The organism is Streptococcus sp. oral taxon 061, from assembly GCF_964211575.1.
Taxonomy (GTDB): Bacteria; Bacillota; Bacilli; order Lactobacillales; family Streptococcaceae; genus Streptococcus.
The window spans coordinates 61,649-82,927 of record NZ_CAXOQQ010000007.1; the positions used below are offsets into that span (position 1 = coordinate 61,649).

General features: G+C 40.4%; 23 protein-coding genes. 14 read left to right on the forward strand and 9 right to left on the reverse strand.

Features of this window, described 5'->3' with window-relative positions; all coding sequences use genetic code 11:
- Window positions 1-70: 70 nt before the first annotated feature.
- The 7 genes from AB8E63_RS06430 to AB8E63_RS06460 all read left to right on the forward strand — a co-directional run bounded on the left by AB8E63_RS06430 (window position 71) and on the right by AB8E63_RS06460 (window position 8,739).
- Window positions 71-940 (forward strand): ROK family protein, encoded by an 870-nt coding sequence (locus tag AB8E63_RS06430; protein WP_368910456.1) that lies wholly within the window; start codon window positions 71-73, stop codon window positions 938-940.
- Window positions 934-2,814, forward strand: coding sequence for a beta-N-acetylhexosaminidase (locus AB8E63_RS06435; protein ID WP_368910457.1), 1,881 nt, complete (start codon window positions 934-936; stop codon window positions 2,812-2,814). The genes AB8E63_RS06430 and AB8E63_RS06435 overlap by 7 nt, the downstream gene beginning before the upstream one ends.
- Window positions 2,815-3,016: 202 nt before the next feature.
- Window positions 3,017-3,946: a sugar ABC transporter permease gene (locus AB8E63_RS06440; RefSeq protein ID WP_254804307.1), complete on the forward strand. Its 930-nt coding sequence runs from the start codon at window positions 3,017-3,019 to the stop codon at window positions 3,944-3,946.
- A gap of 13 nt (window positions 3,947-3,959) precedes the next feature.
- A complete protein-coding gene (locus AB8E63_RS06445; protein ID WP_195183527.1) occupies window positions 3,960-4,880 on the forward strand; it encodes a carbohydrate ABC transporter permease in 921 nt (306 codons plus the stop codon).
- Window positions 4,881-4,986: 106 nt separating this feature from the next.
- Window positions 4,987-6,474: an ABC transporter substrate-binding protein gene (locus AB8E63_RS06450; RefSeq protein WP_368910458.1), complete on the forward strand. Its 1,488-nt coding sequence runs from the start codon at window positions 4,987-4,989 to the stop codon at window positions 6,472-6,474.
- A gap of 294 nt (window positions 6,475-6,768) precedes the next feature.
- Window positions 6,769-7,755 (forward strand): rhodanese-related sulfurtransferase, encoded by a 987-nt coding sequence (locus AB8E63_RS06455; protein ID WP_254804309.1) that lies wholly within the window; start codon window positions 6,769-6,771, stop codon window positions 7,753-7,755.
- A gap of 123 nt (window positions 7,756-7,878) precedes the next feature.
- Window positions 7,879-8,739: a DUF4299 family protein gene (locus AB8E63_RS06460; RefSeq protein WP_368910459.1), complete on the forward strand. Its 861-nt coding sequence runs from the start codon at window positions 7,879-7,881 to the stop codon at window positions 8,737-8,739.
- Window positions 8,740-8,846: 107 nt separating this feature from the next.
- Here the strand turns inward: AB8E63_RS06460 and AB8E63_RS06465 are convergent, their stop codons facing one another.
- The 5 genes from AB8E63_RS06465 to AB8E63_RS06485 form a co-directional block, all read right to left on the reverse strand.
- Entirely contained in the window at window positions 8,847-9,860 is a 1,014-nt protein-coding gene (locus tag AB8E63_RS06465; protein ID WP_368910460.1) for a DUF6574 domain-containing protein, read from the reverse strand.
- Window positions 9,861-9,908: 48 nt separating this feature from the next.
- Window positions 9,909-10,862, reverse strand: a complete 954-nt coding sequence (locus AB8E63_RS06470) for a DUF4097 family beta strand repeat-containing protein (protein WP_368910461.1) — start codon at window positions 10,860-10,862, stop codon at window positions 9,909-9,911.
- On the reverse strand, window positions 10,855-11,448 hold the full coding sequence (locus AB8E63_RS06475; RefSeq protein WP_368910462.1) for a DUF1700 domain-containing protein: 594 nt from the start codon (window positions 11,446-11,448) through the stop codon (window positions 10,855-10,857). The genes AB8E63_RS06470 and AB8E63_RS06475 overlap by 8 nt, the downstream gene beginning before the upstream one ends.
- Window positions 11,435-11,761: a PadR family transcriptional regulator gene (locus tag AB8E63_RS06480; protein WP_006149048.1), complete on the reverse strand. Its 327-nt coding sequence runs from the start codon at window positions 11,759-11,761 to the stop codon at window positions 11,435-11,437. Before AB8E63_RS06480 ends, AB8E63_RS06475 begins: the two co-directional genes overlap by 14 nt.
- Before the next feature lie 138 nt (window positions 11,762-11,899).
- On the reverse strand, window positions 11,900-13,066 hold the full coding sequence (locus AB8E63_RS06485) for a CynX/NimT family MFS transporter (RefSeq protein ID WP_368910463.1): 1,167 nt from the start codon (window positions 13,064-13,066) through the stop codon (window positions 11,900-11,902).
- A gap of 218 nt (window positions 13,067-13,284) precedes the next feature.
- Between AB8E63_RS06485 and AB8E63_RS06490 the strand changes: the two genes are divergently transcribed.
- The 5 genes from AB8E63_RS06490 (at window position 13,285) to AB8E63_RS06510 (ending at window position 17,604) form a co-directional block, all read left to right on the forward strand.
- Window positions 13,285-14,115: a glycosyltransferase gene (locus AB8E63_RS06490; RefSeq protein ID WP_254727262.1), complete on the forward strand. Its 831-nt coding sequence runs from the start codon at window positions 13,285-13,287 to the stop codon at window positions 14,113-14,115.
- A 78-nt stretch (window positions 14,116-14,193) separates the two neighbouring features.
- Window positions 14,194-16,044 (forward strand): polysaccharide biosynthesis protein, encoded by a 1,851-nt coding sequence (locus tag AB8E63_RS06495; protein ID WP_368910464.1) that lies wholly within the window; start codon window positions 14,194-14,196, stop codon window positions 16,042-16,044.
- 156 nt (window positions 16,045-16,200) lie between these two features.
- On the forward strand, window positions 16,201-16,560 hold the full coding sequence (locus tag AB8E63_RS06500; protein WP_036756309.1) for a DUF805 domain-containing protein: 360 nt from the start codon (window positions 16,201-16,203) through the stop codon (window positions 16,558-16,560).
- Between the two features lie 146 nt (window positions 16,561-16,706).
- The gene (locus AB8E63_RS06505) at window positions 16,707-17,171 is read left to right on the forward strand and encodes a DUF805 domain-containing protein (protein ID WP_368910465.1); all 465 of its coding nucleotides are present in this window, start codon (window positions 16,707-16,709) and stop codon (window positions 17,169-17,171) included.
- A 73-nt stretch (window positions 17,172-17,244) separates the two neighbouring features.
- Window positions 17,245-17,604 (forward strand): DUF805 domain-containing protein, encoded by a 360-nt coding sequence (locus tag AB8E63_RS06510; protein ID WP_368910466.1) that lies wholly within the window; start codon window positions 17,245-17,247, stop codon window positions 17,602-17,604.
- A gap of 76 nt (window positions 17,605-17,680) precedes the next feature.
- On the opposite strand, the gene AB8E63_RS06515 is transcribed toward AB8E63_RS06510, so the two are convergent.
- From AB8E63_RS06515 to sdaAB, 3 genes are read right to left on the reverse strand one after another with little or no spacing between them, the layout of a single operon-like run.
- A complete protein-coding gene (locus AB8E63_RS06515) occupies window positions 17,681-18,310 on the reverse strand; it encodes an HAD hydrolase-like protein (protein WP_368910467.1) in 630 nt (209 codons plus the stop codon).
- Window positions 18,311-18,333: 23 nt separating this feature from the next.
- Window positions 18,334-19,206 carry an L-serine ammonia-lyase, iron-sulfur-dependent, subunit alpha gene (gene sdaAA, locus AB8E63_RS06520; protein WP_368910468.1) on the reverse strand — a complete coding sequence of 291 codons (873 nt, stop codon included), beginning with the start codon at window positions 19,204-19,206 and terminating at the stop codon, window positions 18,334-18,336.
- Between the two features lie 8 nt (window positions 19,207-19,214).
- A complete protein-coding gene (gene sdaAB, locus AB8E63_RS06525; RefSeq protein WP_004251057.1) occupies window positions 19,215-19,886 on the reverse strand; it encodes an L-serine ammonia-lyase, iron-sulfur-dependent subunit beta in 672 nt (223 codons plus the stop codon).
- 240 nt (window positions 19,887-20,126) lie between these two features.
- On the opposite strand from sdaAB, the gene AB8E63_RS06530 reads away from it, so the two are divergent.
- Window positions 20,127-20,753, forward strand: a complete 627-nt coding sequence (locus tag AB8E63_RS06530) for a LysM peptidoglycan-binding domain-containing protein (protein WP_254724764.1) — start codon at window positions 20,127-20,129, stop codon at window positions 20,751-20,753.
- Here the strand turns inward: AB8E63_RS06530 and AB8E63_RS06535 are convergent.
- Complete coding sequence (locus AB8E63_RS06535) at window positions 20,734-21,057, reverse strand: hypothetical protein (protein ID WP_368910469.1); 324 nt, start codon at window positions 21,055-21,057, stop codon at window positions 20,734-20,736. The genes AB8E63_RS06530 and AB8E63_RS06535 overlap by 20 nt on opposite strands.
- On the opposite strand from AB8E63_RS06535, the gene AB8E63_RS06540 reads away from it, so the two are divergent.
- The gene (locus tag AB8E63_RS06540; protein ID WP_368910470.1) at window positions 21,024-21,227 is read left to right on the forward strand and encodes a hypothetical protein; all 204 of its coding nucleotides are present in this window, start codon (window positions 21,024-21,026) and stop codon (window positions 21,225-21,227) included. The two genes, AB8E63_RS06535 and AB8E63_RS06540, sit on opposite strands and share 34 nt — an antisense overlap.
- Window positions 21,228-21,279: the final 52 nt, after the last annotated feature.

Here is a 21,279-nt window from a genome sequence, read left to right on the forward strand (position 1 = left end):
ACATAAACAGAAAGGAGGAGCGAAAAAGTAAGAACCAACTGCTGATTCGCTCCTTTTGCAGGTGAAAGCAATGACCATTGCAACGATTGATATCGGAGGGACTGGCATTAAGTTTGCTAGTCTAACTCCTGATGGAAAGATTTTAGATAAGACCAGCACCCCAACTCCAGAAACTCTAGAAGATTTATTTGCTTGGTTGGACCAACGCTTGTCAGAACAGGACTATCGTGGGATTGCTATGAGTGTTCCAGGAGCGGTCAATCAAGAAACAGGAGTGATCGAGGGAATTAGTGCCATTCCTTACATCCATGGTTTTTCTTGGTATGAGGTGCTAGCTCATCACCAGCTCCCTGTCCATCTAGAAAATGATGCCAACTGTGTTGGACTTAGTGAACTGCTAGCTCATCCTGAGATTGAAAATGCAGCCTGTGTCGTTATTGGTACAGGGATCGGTGGGGCCATGATTATCAATGGCAAAATTCACCGTGGTCGCCATGGCTTGGGTGGAGAGTTTGGTTACATGACAACTATCGAACCAGCAGAAAAACTCAATAACTGGTCACAACTAGCTTCTACAGGGAACATGGTTCGTTATGTGATTGAAAAATCCGGTCAAACTGACTGGGATGGCCGTAAGGTTTATCAAGAGGCTGCAGCAGGTAATGCCCTTTGCCAAGAAGCCATTGATCGTATGAATCGTAATCTTGCTCAAGGCTTGCTCAATATCCAGTATCTAATCGACCCAGATGTCATTAGCATAGGTGGCTCTATCAGTCAGAACCCAGATTTTATCAAAGGGGTGCAAAAAGCGGTAGACGTCTTTGTGGAAAGATATGAAGAGTATACAATTGCGCCAGTGATCCAAGCCTGCACCTATCAGGCAGATGCCAATCTCTACGGTGCCCTTGTCAACTGGTTACAGGAGGAAAACCAATGGTAAATTTTACCGGAATTAGCAGTAAACAACAGCAAGCTATGGACTTACTTCAAAATCACATTTCTCTACCAGATGTAGAGGTGGCAGTCGCTCAATCTGACCAAGCTTCTATCTCTATCAAGGGTGATAAGGGGCAGTATCAACTGACCTACCGTAAACCTCATCAACTCTATCGCGCCTTGTCTGTTCTCGCAACAGCTTTAGAAGAAGGTGATAAGGTGGAGATTGAGGAGCAAGCGGCTTATGAAGAGTTGGCCTACATGGCGGATTGTTCCCGTAATGCGGTTCTAAATGTTGCATCTGCCAAGCAGATGATTGAAGTCTTGGCTCTCATGGGCTACTCAACCTTTGAGCTCTACATGGAAGACACCTATCAGATTGAAGGGCAACCTTATTTTGGCTATTTCCGCGGGGCTTATTCAGCTGAAGAATTACAGGAAATCGAAGCCTACGCCCAGCAGTTTGATATGACCTTTGTACCATGTATCCAGACCTTGGCTCACTTATCAGCCTTTGTTAAATGGGGTGTCAAAGAAGTCCAGCAACTTCGTGATGTAGAGGACATTCTCCTCATCGGCGAAGAAAAAGTTTATGACCTGATTGACGGCATGTTTGCCACTCTGTCTAAACTGCAGACACGCAAGGTCAATATCGGGATGGACGAAGCTCACTTGGTTGGTTTGGGTCGCTATTTGATTCTCAATGGTGTTGTGGATCGTAGTCTCCTTATGTGCCAACACTTGGAGCGCGTGCTGGATATTGCAGACAAGTATGGTTTCCACTGCCAGATGTGGAGCGATATGTTCTTCAAACTCATGTCAGCAGATGGCCAGTACGACCGTGATGTCAAAATTCCAGAGGAAACACGAGTTTTTCTTGACCGCCTTAAAGACCGTGTGACCTTGGTTTACTGGGATTATTATCAGGATAGCGAAGAAAAATACAATCGTAACTTCGGTAACCACCACAAGATTAGCCAGGATATTGCCTTTGCAGGCGGTGCTTGGAAGTGGATTGGTTTCACACCACACAACCATTTCAGCCGTCTAGTGGCTGTCGAAGCTAACAAAGCCTGCCGTGCCAATCAGATCAAGGAAGTCATTGTGACGGGTTGGGGGGACAATGGTGGTGAAACAGCTCAGTTCTCTATTCTGCCTAGCTTGCAAATCTGGGCGGAACTCAGCTATCGTAATGATTTAGAGCGTCTATCTGCCCATTTCAAGACCAATACAGGTCTATCCGTTGAGGACTTCATGCAACTTGATCTTGCCAACCTATTGCCAGACCTACCAGGTAATATACATGGTATCAACCCCAACCGCTATGTCTTTTATCAGGATGTTCTCTGCCCAATTCTTGATAAGCACATGACTCCTGAACAGGACAAGCCTCACTTTGCCCAGGCAGCTGAGACTCTTGCTGCTATTAAAGAAAAAGCTGGCATCTATGCTTATCTCTTTGAGACTCAGGCTCAGTTGAATGCTATTTTAAGTAGCAAGGTGGATGTGGGACGGTGCATTCGTCAAGCCTATCAAACAGGTGATAAAGAGAGCTTGCAACAAATCGCTAGGGAAGAATTACCAAAACTCAGAAGCCAGATTGAAACCTTCCACAAGCTCTTTAGCCAGCAATGGTTGAAAGAAAACAAGGTCTTTGGTTTGGATACAGTAGATATCCGTATGGGTGGGCTCTTGCAGCGAATCAAGCGAGCAGAAAGCCGTATCGAGGCTTATTTGGCTGGTCAAATTGACCGTATCGAAGAATTAGAAGTTGAAATTCTTCCATTTACTGACTTTTACGCAGACAAGGACTTCGCAGCTACAACGGCTAATCAGTGGCATACTATTGCGACAGCTTCGACTATTTATACGACCTAGAAAAACTCTATTCAGGAAGAAAGTTTCCCGTGAAACCTATTCTTATATAAAAAAGTTCTCCACATAAAATAATTTGTGGAGTTTTTTCTATAATTTGTAGTTTAAACTGTCCTAAAAATAAGAGTATACTATTTTTGTAAACGTTATCAAAACTAAAAATGTGAGATTATGAAGTTTTAGAAAAATAAAAGGGGAGGAAATTATGAATAAGTTTTCAAAAACTTTAAGAGATAATTGGATTTTTCTCTTAATGGTTTTACCAGGAACAATTTGGTTGATTTTATTCTTCTACATTCCAGTTTTTGGGAATGTGGTTGCCTTCAAAGACTACCATATGACTGGTGAAGGATTCGTCCACAGTATTATAAATAGTAGATGGGTCGGACTAGATAACTTTAAATTCTTGTTTAGTTCCAAGGATGCCTTTGTCATCACTCGAAATACTGTACTTTACAACCTTGGATTTATCTTTATCGGTTTGGTTGTGTCAGTAGGTATCGCCATTATCCTTAGTGAACTTCGCTCTAAGCAAATGGTTAAAATCTACCAAACATCTATGTTATTCCCTTACTTCCTATCTTGGGTTATCATCAGTTTCTTTACAGATGCTTTCCTAAATATTGATAAAGGGCTTATCAACCATACCTTAGAAGCTCTTGGGATGAAGGGTATCAACTTCTACGCTGATATCAGTATCTGGCCTTACCTCCTCCTCTTCCTAGGTATCTGGAAAGGCTTTGGATATAGTAGTGTGATGTACTACGCAACTATCATGGGTATTGACCCAACTTACTACGAAGCAGCGACAGTGGACGGTGCTAGCAAATGGCAACGTATCCGTAACGTAACCATCCCTCAGTTGACTCCGCTTGTGACAGTATTGACCATCCTTGCAGTCGGAAATATCTTCCGTGCAGACTTCGGTCTTTTCTACCAAATCCCTCACAACGCTGGTCAGCTCTATAGCGTAACAAACGTATTGGACGTTTATGTCTTTAACGGATTGACCCAAACAGCAGATATCGGTATGGCATCAGCAGCCGGTCTCTATCAGTCAGTCGTCGGTTTGATTCTCGTTATCCTATCAAACTTACTTGCAAGACGTGTTGATCCTAACTCAGCACTATTCTAGAAAGGAGGAGCATATGGCAAAAAAAATTCAAAAAGAAAAAATTGATAATGTTGGCATACACTCCTTCAGCAAAAAGGCAGATATCTTCTTTAGTATCATATCTGGTTTGCTGGCCTTCTCTTGTATCTTGCCTTTCATCTTCGTAATCATTATCTCAATTACAGATGAAAAAAGTATTGTTCAATATGGATATAGCTTCTTCCCATCGAAGTTTGGTGTAGATGGATTCCAGTTCTTGGCTCAATTTAAAGACAAAATTTTACAAGCACTCTTTATCTCAACTTTTGTGACAGTTGTCGGTACCTTGACAAACGTATTCATCACAACAACCTACGCTTATGCCATCTCACGTTCAACATTTAAGTATCGCAAATTCTTTACAATCTTCGCTCTTCTTAGTATGTTGTTCAATGCTGGTTTGGTACCAGGCTATATCGTGGTAACTCAGTTACTTCACTTGGGGGATACTATTTGGGCTTTGATTGTTCCGATGCTTCTATCACCATTCAACATCATGTTGATGCGGTCTTTCTTCAAGAAAACCATTCCAGAAGCCATCCTCGAATCGGCTCGTATTGATGGTGCTAGTGAGGCGCGGATCTTCTTCCAAATCTGTTTACCACTCTCTCTTCCAGGGATTGCGACTATCACACTGTTGACAGCACTTGGATTCTGGAATGACTGGTTCAATGCCCTACTTTACATCAAGAGTGACAACTTGTATCCATTGCAATATTTGCTCATGCAAATTCAAAACAACATGGATTACATTGCTAAGTCAGTTGGGATGTCAGGACAACTTGCAGTTGCCCTACCAAAAGAAACAGGTCGTATGGCCATGGTCGTAGTTGCGACTGTTCCAATTGCGATTCTCTATCCTTTCTTCCAACGCTACTTTGTAAAAGGTTTAACTATCGGTGGTGTTAAAGAATAAGAGACGCTGAGAAACAAGTTTTCTCTACCCTATCTAACTTTTCTTTGTTGAAAAGTAGATCACTAAAATTGTTTTAAATTTAAAAATAAAAAAAGGAGTTTTTATCATGAAAAACTGGAAAAAATATGCTTTTGCATCAGCTAGCCTTGTAGCTTTGGCTGCTAGCCTTGCAGCTTGTGGTAACCTTAAAGGAAATAACCAAAAAGCTGCTGAATCATCATCATCAGGTGATGCAACTGTTATCAAAATGTACCAAATCGGTGACAAACCAGATAACTTGGATGAATTGCTAGAAAATGCAAACAAAATCATCGGAGAAAAAGTTGGTGCTAAATTGGATATCCAATACCTTGGTTGGGGTGATTACAGCAAGAAAATGTCAGTTATCACTTCATCAGGTGAAAACTATGATATCGCCTTTGCAGATAACTATGTCGTAAACGCTCAAAAAGGTGCTTATGCTGACTTGACAGAATTGTACAAGAAAGAAGGAGCTGACCTTTACAAAGCGCTTGACCCAGCTTACATCAAAGGTAACACTGTAAACGGTAAAATCTATGCAGTTCCAGTTGCAGCCAACGTTGCATCTTCACAAAACTTTGCTTTCAACGGCCCACTTCTTGAAAAATATGGAATCGATATCTCAGGTGTAACTTCATACGAAACACTTGAACCAGTATTGAAACAAATCAAAGAAAAAGCTCCAGATGTAATGCCATTCGCTGTTGGTAAAAACTTTATCCCATCAGAAAACTTTGACTACCCAGTTGCAAATGGTCTTCCATTCGTTATCGACCTTGAAGGCGACACTACTAAGATCGTAAACCGTTACGAAGTTCCTCGTTTCGTAGAACACTTGAAGACTCTTCACAAATACTATGAAGCAGGATACATTCCAAAAGACGTAGCAACAAGTGAAACTTCATATGACCTTACTCAAGATACTTGGCTTGTTCGTGAAGAAACAGTAGGACCAGCTGACTACGGTAGCAGCTTGCTTTCTCGTGTTGCTAACAGAGACATCCAAATCAAACCATTTACTAACTTCATCAAGAAAAACCAAACAACTCAAGTTGCAAACTTTGTAATCTCAAACAACTCTAAGAACAAAGAAAAAGCAATGGAAGTGTTGAACCTCTTGAACACTAACCCAGAACTCTTGAACGGCCTTGTTTACGGTCCAGAAGGCAAGAACTGGGAAAAAGTTGCAGGTAAAGAAAACCGTGTTAAAGTCCTTGATGGATACAAAGGAAACACTCACATGTCAGGATGGAACACTGGTAACAACTGGATCCTTTACATCAACGAAAACGTTACAGATGAACAAATTGCACAATCTAAGAAAGACTTGGAAACTGCAAAAGAATCTCCAGCACTTGGATTCATCTTCAACACTGACAACGTGAAATCTGAAATCTCAGCTATCACTAACACTATGCAACAGTTCGATACAGCTATCAACACTGGTACTGTAGACCCAGAAAAAGCTATTCCAGAATTGATGGAAAAACTTAAATCTGAAGGTGCTTACCAAAAAGTATTAGATGAAATGCAAAAACAATACGACGAATTCTTGAAAAACAAAAAATCTTAAGATAGATTGATTTCGTGTATTCATTCCTAAAAGATGCGATCACTGCCTTGTCTGGAGTTTTCCAGACGGGGTGGTGATTCTTTTTTGGATCATGATAGGTAATTTAGTCAAGACAGGCCATGGATATCTTTTTGTTAATTTTTCTTCTTCAAATATTTAATTAAAACAAGATCTGAAAATGGGTCTTGTTTTTTTATTTTTCGGTCAAATAAATTGCATTCGCTTTCTTGGGAGAGTATACTGGTATAGTTGAATGAAAATTTCTGATAATTTAATCTTAGAAAAGAGAAGCAAATGTCAAAAGATATTCGAGTTTTACTTTACTATAAATATGTTCCCATTGAAAACGCGGAACAATTTGCTGCAGACCACTTGGCTTTCTGTAAGTCTATTGGCCTCAAGGGCCGTATCCTAGTGGCTGATGAAGGGATCAACGGAACCGTTTCTGGTGACTACGAAACAACGCAAAAATACATGGACTACGTTCACAGCCTTCCAGGTATGGAAGACCTCTGGTTCAAGATTGACGAAGAGAGTGAGCAAGCCTTCAAGAAGATGTTTGTTCGCTACAAAAAGGAAATCGTTCACCTTGGTTTAGAGGATGATAACTTTGATAACGACATCAATCCTCTTGAAACAACAGGTGCTTACTTGTCACCAAAAGAATTTAAAGAAGCCCTCCTAGATGAAGATACAGTGGTCCTTGATACTCGTAATGACTATGAGTACGACCTTGGACACTTCCGTGGGGCTATCCGTCCTGACATCCGCAACTTCCGTGAATTACCACAATGGGTTCGTGATAACAAGGAAAAATTCATGGATAAACGTGTCGTAGTTTACTGTACAGGTGGAGTCCGCTGTGAGAAATTCTCAGGTTGGATGGTACGTGAAGGCTATAAAGATGTCGGTCAATTGCATGGAGGAATTGCGACTTACGGGAAAGATCCAGAAGTTCAAGGGGAACTTTGGGATGGGAAAATGTATGTCTTTGACGAACGTATTGCAGTCGATGTCAACCATGTCAATCCAACCATTGTAGGGAAAGATTGGTTTGATGGAACACCATGTGAACGCTATGTCAACTGTGGAAATCCATTCTGTAACCGTCGTATCTTGGCATCAGAAGACAACGAAGACAAATATCTTCGTGGTTGCTCACACGAGTGTCGTGTTCACCCACGTAATCGTTATGTTTTAGAACATGAATTGACACAAGATCAAGTCATCGAGCGTCTAGCAGCAATTGGTGAGAGCCTAGACCATTCAGAAGTTGTATAATAAACATTAACAGTCCTAAAGGGCTGTTTTTCTATGCTTTTGACCAAAAAATCTTAAATTTGTTTCTGCATCTTTCAGGAAAATGGTGTATACTATATGTAAACGATTTCAAAGGAGGCCGTTATGGTGAAGACATTTTTTATTCCAAATAAACAAAGTATTTTAGGGCAACAGGAGATTCTTACAGCTAAATCAATTTTAGGTTTAGTAGAAGGCCTAGAGTCGCATAGTTATGATGCTGTTTACCTCCGTCAACCTCTCAATCGTCTGGAGTATATCGAGTGTGCTGTTGTGGGAAAATCTCAGTTTCTCTTTAAAGTTCGATATCTAGATGCTCAAAAAGGCTATCAAGTTGTTATTCCTGATTTTATCACAAGAGCTGACTGGGAGATTGTAGAAGGGCTCTTGCGGGCTTTGTCTAGCAAGGTTGGTGAAGCAGTTGAGGGCTTGGCAGACTTTGATTTGGAAAACTATTTCCAAGAAACGGTTAAGAGCTATCTAGCGGATAAGGCTGCTCGTTTAGGTTTCTGTCAGGGTATTCTATCAACTATTTACTTTGATAAGAAGGATTTGGAAAGTTTCTTGGAAGAAGATGGCTTGGCACGTTTTGAAGAGTTGGTCAAGAAAGTTCAAGGGTCTGATGCCTATCCTTCCAGTGCTAAATTCTATCCAGATGGTGAAGGTAAGGTTCATGGGGTCTACCACCTAGCTCAGGGAGTAAAAACCATTTTGCCAAAAGAACCAGTGATTCCAGCTCCTTACGTTGAGCAATTGGTAGGCAAGGAACTTGTTTGGGAGATTGATTTGGTAAAAATCTCTGGAGATGGCTCAAAACCAGAAGATTATGAAGCGATAGCTAGACTGGATTATCAAACCTTTTTAGGAGCTTTGCCAAAAGAACTTTATCAGGACTTAGATGCTAACCAAGTAGAAGTAGGACCTGTTTCAGGGGAAGATTTTGAGAACGTAGTAAAAGGTAACTAGAGGCCTAAATGAAAGATATTAGTTTTAAATAATGTGAAAAGGCAGATCGTTTGATCTGCTTTTTGTGTACACAAAAAAATCCTGTCAGTATTTGACAGGATTTTATCTTACATAAAAGCAAGGATTCGAAGATAGTCAAAAACAAGAGCCATTTCTGCTAGAAAGAAGAGAAATAGAACACCACCGTTGACTAGGAAAGCTAAGAGAAGGCGATAGAAGGGATCTGTTTGACTATCCTTGCTAGGTCTTGAGATGATGTAGAGATTGGCCAAGAGAGTCAGACCAATGCTAATCAAGCAAAGCAATACTGCAAATCGTAGACCATTAAAAAGAGCGAAGAAACTAGCAATACCTGTCAAGAGAACTGGGATAGCCAAGAGTCTGCTATGTGCTTGAAAGGCTCTTTCTAATGTCCAATCACTGTCCTGGTCTACAAAACGTTTGACTACGAATCCACCCATGAGAATTGAAAAGAAGAAGAGACTTGTCGCTACTAGGATGGAGAAGACCGAGAAGAGATTGAGAGATGGGAATTGTTCCATGAAGTGAGCATCGATGCTTGCCATACGACCATAGTAGCCTTGTTTGGCGTGATAAACTATAAAGAGAAAACTTGTAGCAGAAAAGATAGTTAGTAGTGCAAAGGCGTTATAACTATGTTTTTTATCTGAACCAATGCTTGCTGTTGGCTCTTTGAGAGCACCTTGTAACCAGACCCAAAAATCAGCCAATTCTTCTTTGAAGATTGTAGTTTTTGTAGGGACAGGATCTGGGACAAATGGACTCTCCAAAGATTTGCTAGGCTGAGGTGCTTCCTTAACTGGTTTTTCTGCTTGGTCTGTCTTTGTTGCCAGTTCTTCTTGTTCTTCAGTCTCTACAGGTTCTTCTGACTTGTCTATCTTTTCTGTATTTTCCACGATTTCTTCGTGTTCGTCATTCTCTACTTTTTCTAGGTCAGCTTCTTGTTCTTCAGGATTGGCTTGAAGACTTTCTTCAACCACTGGCAACTCTTCTTTTTCTTTTAACTCTTCTTGAGGAATGACTGGGTCAGATGGGTTATCTTTTTTCTCATTGTTGGCTGTTTTCTCGAAATCAGCACTTTCGAACCATTCTTGAGTCATGATGAGACCTCCTTTTTTATTTCTTGCTTGAGTAACAATGATTAACTATTATTCATAATTTCTCGAATTGGGTGAGCGATCCGGTTCGTCTGGAATGTTGATATCTTGACCCGCCTTTGCGACGAGGAGATCTTGCGTATCTTTTTTCTCTACTTTGTAAGGATTTGAGAATTCTTCGTCCCTATTTACATCATTTCCCTGGACAGGATGAACTCCTTCTCGAGTTCGATGATAAATAGCTCCGTATTCTGATGAAAGATTGAGATTGATTCGTTCAAGCTCTTTTCTTGATAACATGAGCGATATGTCATTTTCTGCCTCGAATTCTACCTTACCGTGCACTTGGATGTCGTCAGCAGAGATATGTTCATGTTCTGCTTGGATACGGCTATCTGTTAGACTTGTTCCAAATACATTGACAATTCCAGTTGTGGTCAGTTGGCTATTTTTTATCTCGCTATTTGTGATACGAAGAAGAAAACCATTTGACTGAATCTTGGCATTGCTGAGTTTTACATCGGCAATCGAAAGGACACCGTGGTCGACCTGAGCAGTTATGTTTTTTAATTCTCTTCCTTTTGGCAACGATAGAACGACTTCGTCATTACGTCTAGAGACTCCGCTTGCGATAAATAGGATACCCTCGATACTAGAACCTATAGAGCGACGTGTAGTTGACTTGGTGTCAGAAATCTCAAGAGTTTTTTCTTTGGTAGAATGTTGAAGATTTTCTTTTTCAGAGATGGTTGGATGATACTGAAGGTGAATCTTGTCATCGCTAGATTCTCTAATGACTAACGAATGTTCTGTCAGTGACATGTTAAGATTTTCAATATCTTGGTCAAAAACGAGCTCTTCCATTCGACTTTCAAATACTGGATTTTGTGACATTGCAAGGAGGCTTCTGACACCGTCTGTTTGGATGCCGATGATCATCATGGCAAAACCGATGATACTAGTAACAACACCAAAGATAAGAAATCCTTTTGTTAATTTACGCATGACTTTCACCTCTCTTTCCTCTATTAAGAATCCACTGAATAAGTCGAAGGATTAGTATTCCAAAGAAACGGGTCACATAGGAAGTTGCCAGCAGAACTAAAGATGAAGCTCCGATTGCCAGTAAACCTCCACCAAAAATCAGCATAAAGGCAGATGTAGATTCAGCCAGAACGTAGAAGCTTTCAAATAGGAGAACGCCTCCTAGGATTAGTCCAGCTGCTGATACAGCAAAGAAGGCTATAAGTATACTGACAGCAGCGATAAAAATCCCGATGATAGCCATGAGAATAGCAATCCCGACCGGAATCCCGATAGGAGCTGCAAGAAGGGCTAGTAGAGCGATGCGTAAAATATGGCGGTCGTTCTGATGGGACTTTTCTTCATTGATCTTTTTATCAAGAAGGGTGGTTAGGATGTCATGGGCAGCCTCTTTTGGACTTCCTAGACTAGCTATGAGTTCTTCCTCACCTTCTGGACCAGCATCATCAAAGAGTTCTTTGAAGTAATCCATGGCTTCGATGCGATCAGATTGAGGAAGCTTCATCAGATAGGCTTCAAGCTGATTCAAATATTCAGTTCTTGTCATGGCGAATGCTCCCTTCTATGATGCCATTGATAGTGTCAGTGTAGAGTGTCCACTCTTCTCTGAGTACAAATAGTTGCTCCTCCCCAATCTCTGTTAAGGAGTAGTATTTCCGCATCCGACCTTGGTATTCACGAGAGTATGTAGTCAGATAGCGGTTGGTATCCAGTTTTTTCAAGATGGGGTAGAGGGTAGATTCCTTGATTTTGGCAATGAGTTTAATGGTTTGACTAATCTCATAACCATAGGAATCCCCTTGTTCTAGAATGGCCAAGATGAGAAATTCAATCAAAGCCGCTGATGTTGGAAAATACATGGGGCACCTCCTTTTTAGTATATAAAAATTTTATATATAATTATTCTACACATACATCATACAACTAAATGTAAGCCCTGTCAAGTAATATGTGTAAAATTTTTATATATAAAAAATCTTCTAGTGAAAACTAGAAGATTAGAGGATTTTATCTGCTCGATCTACCATAAATAGGGAGATTGTCATGATGATATCAATAACTAGAAGAGCCAATACAGCTGGGATCCAGGAATGGAACATGTCAAAGCTGTAACCAAAGAGAGTTGGACCGACAGCTGCCAAAATGTAGCCTCCGGTCTGGGCAAGTCCAGACAATTGGGCCGTCTTTTCAGGCGAGCTTGTTTTGATGGAGAAGCAAACCATGAGATAAGGGAAAAGAGCGCTACAGGCAGTACCAATCAAGAGATGCGCTACTAACCAGTAGAGGAAACTCTTGCTCGGGTATAAGAGCATGGCAATTCCAAGCAATCCAGCGATAGAGATGACTGTCAGCATGATTTGACGGTGACGATTGGACAAACGAGTCGTTAAACTTGGAATAGTCATCGAGAAGGGGATACTAGTCAGAGAAAAGATCGAAGCTAAAAGACCGGCATCTGTGTGAGATAAGCCAGCACTGATTGCCATGGTAGGTAACCAGGTCATACTGGTATAGAAGAGTAAGGACTGAAGTCCACCGAATACAATAATAGCCCAAACTTCCTTGTTTTTTAAGATATTCTCTTTTTTTTGTTTTTTCTCACTTCCTTTTAGAAAATGATTGTGACGATGATTGGGGAACCAGACAATTAAAGTTAGTAGACAGGCCAAGGATAAACAGAGAATCAAGCCTTTCCAGGATGTTGCCTGAGTAATGGGGACTGAGAGATAGGAAGCAAGAGCCGTTGTAATCCCCATAGAGGTCACATAGATGGTTGTCAGAAAGCCAATTTTTTGTGGGTGATTGGCCTGAATGGCGCTAGGAAGGAGCACGTTAAAGATTGCAATACTTGCTCCGATGAGTAAAGTCCCTAGATAGAGTAGAGGAAGATTAAAGATACGAATCACTGAACCGATGGTCAATACGATAAGACTATAGGTGAAAAGGTGCTCGAGTCCAATTTTTTGAGCCAAACGAGTCGCAAAAGAGGAGAAGAGGGCAAACATCAAGAGAGGGAGACTGGTCAAAACACCAAGTGAACTAACTTCCACGCCTAAACCTTGGGCAATATCTCCCAAAATAGTTGGTAAAGCTGTGAAAGGAGCTCTTAAGACCGCTCCAATTAAGATAATTCCTAGAATAAAAAAGAGTGATCGTTTTTTCATGTGAACCTCAATAAGCTGATTTTGATAACAGCTTATTTTAATTTTTTTTCCTAAAGATGTCAAGTTGACTTGACGTGATTCGCTACGTAGTCGATAGAAATCATAGTAAAGAAGGACAATATATTTACTAGTTTTTTTCTGGGATTCAAATAAAAATAGGAAAGTCTGAAAAATTGTGATAAAATAGTGAAAGAAAATCTATACATTGGAGAACTACTGTGTCTGAAAATCGTAAATTTAGCGTCCTGATGTCAGTCTATGTTAAAGAAAATCCAGTCTTTCTAGAAGAGGCGATAGAGAGTATCATACATCAAACGCTCAAACCTAGCGAAGTGGTCATCGTCGAAGATGGTCCGCTGACACCTGAACTGTATCAAGTTTTGGAGAAATTGGAAGCACAGTCAAGTATTCCAATCAAACGTTGCCCACTTGAGCAAAATCGCGGCTTAGGTTTAGCGCTTCAGTACGGTGTCTTACAGTGCCAATATGATGTCATTGCTCGTATGGATACAGATGATATTGCTGTTGAAGACCGTTTCGAACAACAGTTCGAATTGATGGAAAAAGAAAACTTGGACCTGCTAGGTGGTCATATCGCAGAGTTTATCGACCAACCTGACGAGATTGTGTCTTACCGTCGTGTACCGACTAAGCATGAGGATATCATTGCCTACCAACGTATGAGAAGTGCCTTTAATCATATGACTGTTATGTTCAAAAAAGAAATGGTGCTCAAGGCTGGTAACTACGAGGATGGTCTTTATATGGAAGATGATCTTCTCTGGCTCAATATGATTAGTGCAGGAGCTCGAACTGGAAATGTGGATCAAATTCTATGTAAGGTGCGCGTGGGAGCAGGGATGTTTGAACGCCGTGGAGGTCTTCGCTATCTTAAACTCTATCGCCAAGCACGAAAGAGAATGCACGCTCGTGGACAGATTTCTTATGGCGAATATCTGAAAAGTGTTTTAATCCAAGTTGTCGTTGCCCTATGTCCAGGATTTGTGCGACAGTTTATATTTTTGAAACTTCTAAGAAAAAGCAAGTAATGTCTAGCTGATAGGCTTTTAAAACTATATCTTATCACTGCTAGAAAATGTGATTCTGTGTAGGAGGATACCATTCACATGAATAAAAAAATAACAGATTACGTAATTGATCTGGTTGAAGTATTAAATAAACAACAGAAACAAATATTTTGGGGATTTTTTGATATTGCCAGTATGGTCTTATCAATTATTGTTTCCTATATTCTATTTTATGGCTTGATTAATCCAGCCCCGGTAGACTATGTCATTTACACAGGTCTAACCTTCCTTTTCTACCAACTGATGATTGGATTCTGGGGGTTGAATGCTAGTATTAGTCGATATAGCAAAATAACAGATTTCATGAAGATTTTCTTCGGTGTAACTATCAGTAGTATCTTATCTTATGTGATCTGCTATGCTTTCTTGCCGCTCTTTTCTATCCGCTTTATCGTACTCTTTATCCTATTAACAACATTCTTGATTCTACTTCCTCGTATCACTTGGCAGTTGATTTACTCAAGACGTAAAAAGGGAAATGGAGCTGGAGAACACCGACGTACCTTCTTGATTGGTGCTGGTGATGGTGGCGCGCTCTTTATGAACAGCTACCAACATCCTACTAGCGACCTTGAACTAGTTGGGATTTTAGATAATGATGAAAAGAAAAAAGGGCAGAAACTCGGGAAAATCCCAGTTTTGGGGTCTTATGATGATCTACCAGAATTGGCTAAACGCTACAGAGTTGAAAAAGTTATCGTTGCGATTCCGTCTCTAGATCCATCTGAATATGAACGAATCCTGCAAATGTGTAACGGTATCGGTGTAAAATGCTTCAAAATGCCGATGATTGAGTCAGTTGTGCAAGGTATCCAGCCTCAAGCAGGTGGTTTCCAGAAAATTGATATCACGGACCTGTTGGGACGTAAAGAGATTCAGCTTGATGAATCACGTCTGGGTTCTGAAATCACTAATAAAACGATTTTGGTGACTGGAGCCGGAGGTTCGATTGGTTCAGAAATTTGCCGTCAAGTCAGTCGCTTCAATCCGGAACGTGTCGTTTTGCTTGGTCATGGAGAAAACTCTATTTATCTGATTTACCATGAATTGATTCGCAAGTTCCAGGAAATTGATTTTGTTCCTGTCATTGCTGATATTCAAGATTACGATCGTTTGCTTCAAGTTTTTGAACAGTACGAACCAGCGATTGTTTACCATGCTGCAGCTCATAAACATGTTCCGATGATGGAACGCAATCCAAAAGAAGCCTTTAAAAATAATATCCTTGGGACTTATAATGTTGCTAGAGCAGTTGACGCCGCACGAGTTCCAAAAATGGTCATGATTTCGACAGATAAGGCCGTTAATCCACCAAACGTAATGGGAGCAACTAAACGTGTGGCTGAGTTAATTGTTACAGGATTTAATCAACGTAGCCAATCAACCTATTGTGCGGTTCGTTTCGGTAATGTACTCGGTAGCCGTGGTAGTGTAATTCCTGTCTTTGAACGACAGATCGCTGAAGGTGGGCCTGTAACGGTGACAGACTTCCGAATGACTCGTTACTTTATGACCATTCCAGAAGCTAGTCGTTTGGTGATTCATGCGGGCGCTTATGCAAAGGATGGAGAAGTCTTTATCCTTGATATGGGCAAACCAGTACGCATTTACGATTTGGCTAAGAAAATGGTTCTACTCAGTGGTCATACTGAAAATGAAATTCCAATCGTAGAAGTAGGTATTCGCCCTGGTGAAAAACTATACGAAGAGTTGCTTGTATCAACTGAACTAATTGACAATCAAGTAATGGACAAAATCTTTGTTGGTAAAGTAAATGTAATGCCTCTTGAGATGATCAATCAGAAGATTGAAGAGTTCCGTACCTTGCAAGGTTCTGAATTGAAGAGAGCAATCATAGCTTTTGCTAATGAAACAACACATGCTGACTAAAAATAGATAAGATACTATCTGCAACTTCTGTTAATGAGAAAGAGCGGATAGTATCTTTTTCTAGATTTCGAGAGACTTTCAGAATTTTTTGAACAAACTTGTTATTATTGAACAGATATGGTAAACTATAGTAAATAAAAAATTAGGGAGTAACTTATGATTAACGCAATTAAAAATTTCTTTAAAGGTTATGTAGATTTTTCAGGACGTTCAAGTCGCGCAGATTACTGGTGGATTTGGTTGGCGAACATTATACTTTCTATTCCTTTCTACATGGTATACGGTGCTGCAATGGCAAATCCGGATAGCGAAGCTGCTGTTATGACTTTGGGTCTTTTCGTATTTATTTATCTCATTTTTGGGCTAGCGGTTTTATTGCCTGGACTTGCATTGACAGTTCGTCGTCTACGTGACGCTGGTTTCCATTGGGCACTCATCTTCGTTGCATTTGTTCCATTTGTTGGAAGTATCGCTCTTTTGGTACTTCTAGCTATGCCAACAAAGGAAACACTATAAGATTAACTATCTGAAAAATGCTACAAGGACGAAGAATTTTCAGTCTTGTCGAATAATTGGCTAACACTCCCAGGTCTTTTACTAGATTTGGGAGTGTTCTATAACTGTACAGTATCTACTAGTAAAACAAAAAATGGGAGTATCATATGATTAACGCGTATAAGAATTTTTTTAAGAATTATGCAGAGTTTACTGGGCGTTCAACGCGTCCAGATTTCTGGTGGGTTTGGTTAGGAAACCTCATCCTTTCTATTCCTTTCTGGATTATCTATTTCTACACTGTATTTCTTAGTGCCGTGATGGATTCAGTGAGCGATTCAGCCAGCGAAGCTACTTTTATGGTTTTGGGTTTAGTTGTCATTATTTATGCAATTTTCTACCTAGCAATCTTAGTACCGACTTTAGCTTTATCAGTTCGCCGTTTGCGTGATGCTGGTTTTCACTGGGCCTTTATCTTCCTTCGCTTTGTTCCAATGGGAGGGATAGCTCTTTTGATTCTTTTCGCTATGCCGACAAAAGAAACTGAAGTGGTAAACTATAGTGAATCTCAAGCAGTCAAAAATGAAGAAGCCATCGAAGATACACCATTCGAAGAATCAGATAAGAACTAAAAGGTTTCGGTTTTACGGTTGAATCTTGTCTGGTAGTTCTCATGCCGGTTTAACATATAATTAGGAGTATCTTATGATTGAAGCCTACAAAAATTTCTTTAGAGGGTTTGCGAACTTTTCAGGACGTTCAACACGTCCGGATTTTTGGTGGGTTTGGATAATGAACACTATTTTGTCCATTCCTCTTTATATTACCTATTTTCAGGCTGTCTTCACTGAAGAAGAAGTAGCAGACCCTATCGCAAGTGTGGGAATTCTGAGTTTTTATATCATTTTTTATCTAGTGATATTCCTACCGAGTATCGCTCTAAGAGTTCGTCGTTTACGTGACGCAGGCTTTCACTGGGCCTTCATTTTTCTCGCTTTCGCTCTAATGGGAGGATTTATTCTTTTAGTCCTGCTGGCAATGCCAACCAAGGAAGTAACTAGCTAATAAATGCCAGATCAAAGCAAGAACAAATTAAAAACACTTCAATTTAATTGGAGTGTTTTTTTGTTTAGGGTTTCAATTATAGTTGACGTAAAATGTCTGCTGGTTGATGTGCGACCCAGTCAGGTTGATAGGTCATGAGGTCCTTCTCGTTACCAAATCCCCAAGTAACCGCTAGTTTTTTAATGCCAGTTTCTTGGGCGCCAATCATATCAAACTTAGTATCTCCGATAAGGATCACTTTTTCTGGGTCCAAGTTATGAGTTGCCAAAGCTTGACGAATGACATCTGCCTTATGCACCGCTTGAGGACTTGAACCATAGATGCCGTCAAAGAAATGATCGATTTCAAAATTAGCTGTCATATGGACTGCTGTCGGAGTATTTTTTGTTGTCGTGATATAGAGAGGATATTGTTGGGCTAGTTCAGTGAGTAGTTCCTTGATTTGTGGAAATAGTTGGGCTTCGTAAACTCCTTTTTCCTTATAGTAGGAACGATAAAGCTGGATAGCTAGCTCAATCTGCTCAGTTGGTAAGCAACTAGCGAAACTAGTTTCCAATGGTGGCCCCATAAAACCACGGATGGTTTTTGCGTCTGGACTAGGGACTCCCAGTTGTTCAAAAGTATAGGTGAAGCCATTGTGAATACCGATCGAGCTGTCCACAAGGGTTCCATCTAAGTCGAAAAAGATGGCTGATAGGGATGACATTGATTCTCCTAGTAATCTTGAAATTATTCGCCGAAGATTTCTTTTTGAAGGCGACGGCCTGTCGGTGTGGCTGCGAGACCACCTTCAGCAGTTTCACGAAAGGCAGTTGGAAGGCTAGAGCCTACTTGGTACATGGCATCAATAACTTCGTCAACGGGGATTTTTGATTCAATACCAGCTAAAGCCATATCGGCTGCGATGAAGGCGAAGCTTGCTCCCATGGCATTACGCTTAACACATGGGACTTCAACCAAACCTGCAACTGGATCGCAGATAAGACCGAGCATGTTTTTGATAACGAAGGCAATAGCCTGACTCGCTTGATAAGGAGTTCCACCTGCAGCTAGAGTTAGGGCAGCAGCGCTCATGGCAGAGGCAGATCCAACTTCGGCTTGACAGCCTCCTTCGGCTCCTGAGATAGAGGCATTGTTAGCAATGACGAGCCCAAAAGCACCAGCAGCAAAGAGAAAATCTAGTTGTTGTTCATGACTTAAATCTAACTTTTGAATAGCAGATGTGAGAACTGCAGGAAGACAACCTGCGCTACCTGCGGTCGGTGTCGCACACACAAGGCCCATCTTGGCATTGTGCTCATTAACGGCAATGGCGTTACGGGCGGCAGACAAGACAGTGAAGTCTGATAAGGTCTTTCCTTTTTTGATGTAGTGGTCGAGCTTAGCTGCATCACCACCTGTCAAACCGCTACGAGATTTCTTTTCGCTGAGACCAAGCTCGACGGAAGCTTTCATGACTTCGAGGTTACGTTCCATGAGGAGGAGAACTTCCTCACGCTCACGACCAGTTAGCTCATACTCAGTAGTAATCATGAGCTCAGCAACATTTCCTTGAAAATCAAGTTCGGCTTGTTCGACTAATTCTTTGATAGAGTAAAACATATTTTCTCCTATTGAAAGAAATTGACATTGTGCAAATGAGGAATTTTCCGAATCTCTTCGATAGATTCTTCACAGTTACGACTATCAACTTCAATAATCATGATTGCTTTCTCGCCGGCTTTTTCTCGAGTTACATTCATTTGAGCGATGTTGATGCCAAAGCGAGAAAGAGCCTCAGTCACATGAGCAATCATACCTGGAACATCCTGATGGACGATGATGATGGTAGGGGTATTCATGTTGAGAGATACGGCAAAACCATTTAATTCTGTTACCTGGATATTTCCACCGCCGATTGAAATTCCTGTTACGCTGATAGTCTTACGATCGTTCTTAACAGTGATTTTCGTAGTATTTGGGTGGGGAGCATTACTGTCCTTTTGGATGGTCCACACGATTTTAATGCCACGCTTGTGGGCAATTTCTAAACTATTTGGAATTTCAGGATCATCCGTATCCATTCCCAAAATACCAGCTACAAGGGCAAGGTCTGTCCCGTGTCCACGATAGGTTTTTGCAAAAGAGTTAAAAAGCTGGAATTCAACCTCCGTTGGAGTATCATCAAAGATAGATGAAACGATTTTACCGATACGAACAGCTCCTGCCGTGTGACTACTAGATGGCCCAATCATGACTGGTCCAATGATATCAAAGACAGATTGAAAACGAAGTGATTGCATCTGTTTCCCCTTAAAAAGATTCTTACTTCTATTATAGCAAAGATTAGATGTAAGTGCTTAATTACTTTCTGAAATATATAAAAAGATTAAAAAGCTTTTATAACAAGGGTTTTGTAACAAAAAGTGGCTTTTTTAAGTAAATAAATCACAGTTTTGTAATATTTCTACACAAATTCGTTAACAAATAGTAACATTAGAAAGGTATCATGGTAGTATAAGAAAGAAGGAGAACTTTTTTAAATGAAATTAAACATTAAGACTAAACTTGCAGGATTTGCAGTTGTACTTGCTTTCCTTGCACCATCACTTACTTTTGCACAAGAAACAAAAACTTATACAGTTAAACCTGGAGATACTCTTTCAGAAATTGCTGAGACATACAACACAACAGTTGAAAAATTAGCTAAATTGAACAACATTAAAAATGTTGACCTTATCTTTATTGACCAAGTATTGGTTATTGATGGGGAAGCTCCAGTTGCCCAAACTACAACAACAGAAGCACCTGTAGCAGAAGTTGAAGAAACTCCAGCAGTTGCTGAAACTGTTGTAGAAGAAACTACATATGAAGAAACTTACGAAGCTCCAGCTTCAGCACCTGCAGCAGCAGAAAGCTACTCAGCTCCAGCTGCAACTGTAAGCGGATCTGAAGCAGAAGCGAAAGAATGGATCGCTCAAAAAGAATCAGGCGGTAGCTACACAGCGACAAACGGACGTTACATCGGACGTTACCAATTGACAGATTCTTACTTGAACGGCGACTACTCAGCTGAAAATCAAGAACGTGTAGCAGACGCTTATGTTGCAGGACGTTACGGTTCATGGACAGCTGCTAAGAACTTCTGGCTTAACAACGGTTGGTATTAAGAAGATATAAAAAAGGAAGTCTCAATGACTTTCTTTTTTTGTTTACAAAGATATCAACTTCTCGCTCTAGTTCTGTTAGTAAGTGTTCATCTTTTACTAGCTTAGCTAAGGAGAGTCTATTTTGTATCAACTGAGTATCATTAGTACAAATGCCTATACGAATATAGGAAAACGTAAGTGTGTCATACTGTCTGCTTATTTTTGCTTCCTCCAAGAGAGTGTAGCAAAGCTGTTTGCAAAGTAACTTATCACCATTGTAAAGATAAAGAGTTGAGAGATTCAGCAGCAACATCATTTTTGTCATTTTTATTATATCTAAGCATGTCTACTAGTCCAATAATTGGACTAGTGATTGGACATACTGAAATAAATCCAATAAATTCTATTATTATAGCTCTGAGTACGATATGGGCATTAATTTTGGTATTATCAAGAGTGTATAGAAAATATTTTTATAGAGACGAAGATGACTAAAGTTTTTATCAATAATTGGCTCCATAATATCTATAGGGAATTAACCTGCTAC

What these genes read in the sequence shown, in the direction of transcription:
- AB8E63_RS06460 (WP_368910459.1), top strand. Translation starts at nt 7,879, where the DNA reads ATGGTGAAGACATTTTTTATTCCAAATAAACAAAGTATTTTAGGGCAA.
- AB8E63_RS06500 (WP_036756309.1), top strand. Translation starts at nt 16,201, where the DNA reads ATGATTAACGCAATTAAAAATTTCTTTAAAGGTTATGTAGATTTTTCA.
- AB8E63_RS06430 (WP_368910456.1), top strand. Translation starts at nt 71, where the DNA reads ATGACCATTGCAACGATTGATATCGGAGGGACTGGCATTAAGTTTGCT.
- AB8E63_RS06510 (WP_368910466.1), top strand. Translation starts at nt 17,245, where the DNA reads ATGATTGAAGCCTACAAAAATTTCTTTAGAGGGTTTGCGAACTTTTCA.
- AB8E63_RS06445 (WP_195183527.1), top strand. Translation starts at nt 3,960, where the DNA reads ATGGCAAAAAAAATTCAAAAAGAAAAAATTGATAATGTTGGCATACAC.
- AB8E63_RS06505 (WP_368910465.1), top strand. Translation starts at nt 16,707, where the DNA reads ATGATTAACGCGTATAAGAATTTTTTTAAGAATTATGCAGAGTTTACT.
- AB8E63_RS06535 (WP_368910469.1), bottom strand. Translation starts at nt 21,057, where the DNA reads ATGACAAAAATGATGTTGCTGCTGAATCTCTCAACTCTTTATCTTTAC.
- AB8E63_RS06495 (WP_368910464.1), top strand. Translation starts at nt 14,194, where the DNA reads ATGAATAAAAAAATAACAGATTACGTAATTGATCTGGTTGAAGTATTA.
- AB8E63_RS06435 (WP_368910457.1), top strand. Translation starts at nt 934, where the DNA reads ATGGTAAATTTTACCGGAATTAGCAGTAAACAACAGCAAGCTATGGAC.
- AB8E63_RS06470 (WP_368910461.1), bottom strand. Translation starts at nt 10,862, where the DNA reads ATGCGTAAATTAACAAAAGGATTTCTTATCTTTGGTGTTGTTACTAGT.
- AB8E63_RS06480 (WP_006149048.1), bottom strand. Translation starts at nt 11,761, where the DNA reads ATGTATTTTCCAACATCAGCGGCTTTGATTGAATTTCTCATCTTGGCC.
- AB8E63_RS06515 (WP_368910467.1), bottom strand. Translation starts at nt 18,310, where the DNA reads ATGTCATCCCTATCAGCCATCTTTTTCGACTTAGATGGAACCCTTGTG.
- AB8E63_RS06485 (WP_368910463.1), bottom strand. Translation starts at nt 13,066, where the DNA reads ATGAAAAAACGATCACTCTTTTTTATTCTAGGAATTATCTTAATTGGA.
- AB8E63_RS06530 (WP_254724764.1), top strand. Translation starts at nt 20,127, where the DNA reads ATGAAATTAAACATTAAGACTAAACTTGCAGGATTTGCAGTTGTACTT.
- AB8E63_RS06455 (WP_254804309.1), top strand. Translation starts at nt 6,769, where the DNA reads ATGTCAAAAGATATTCGAGTTTTACTTTACTATAAATATGTTCCCATT.
- AB8E63_RS06450 (WP_368910458.1), top strand. Translation starts at nt 4,987, where the DNA reads ATGAAAAACTGGAAAAAATATGCTTTTGCATCAGCTAGCCTTGTAGCT.
- AB8E63_RS06465 (WP_368910460.1), bottom strand. Translation starts at nt 9,860, where the DNA reads ATGACTCAAGAATGGTTCGAAAGTGCTGATTTCGAGAAAACAGCCAAC.
- sdaAB (WP_004251057.1), bottom strand. Translation starts at nt 19,886, where the DNA reads ATGCAATCACTTCGTTTTCAATCTGTCTTTGATATCATTGGACCAGTC.
- sdaAA (WP_368910468.1), bottom strand. Translation starts at nt 19,206, where the DNA reads ATGTTTTACTCTATCAAAGAATTAGTCGAACAAGCCGAACTTGATTTT.
- AB8E63_RS06440 (WP_254804307.1), top strand. Translation starts at nt 3,017, where the DNA reads ATGAATAAGTTTTCAAAAACTTTAAGAGATAATTGGATTTTTCTCTTA.
- AB8E63_RS06475 (WP_368910462.1), bottom strand. Translation starts at nt 11,448, where the DNA reads ATGACAAGAACTGAATATTTGAATCAGCTTGAAGCCTATCTGATGAAG.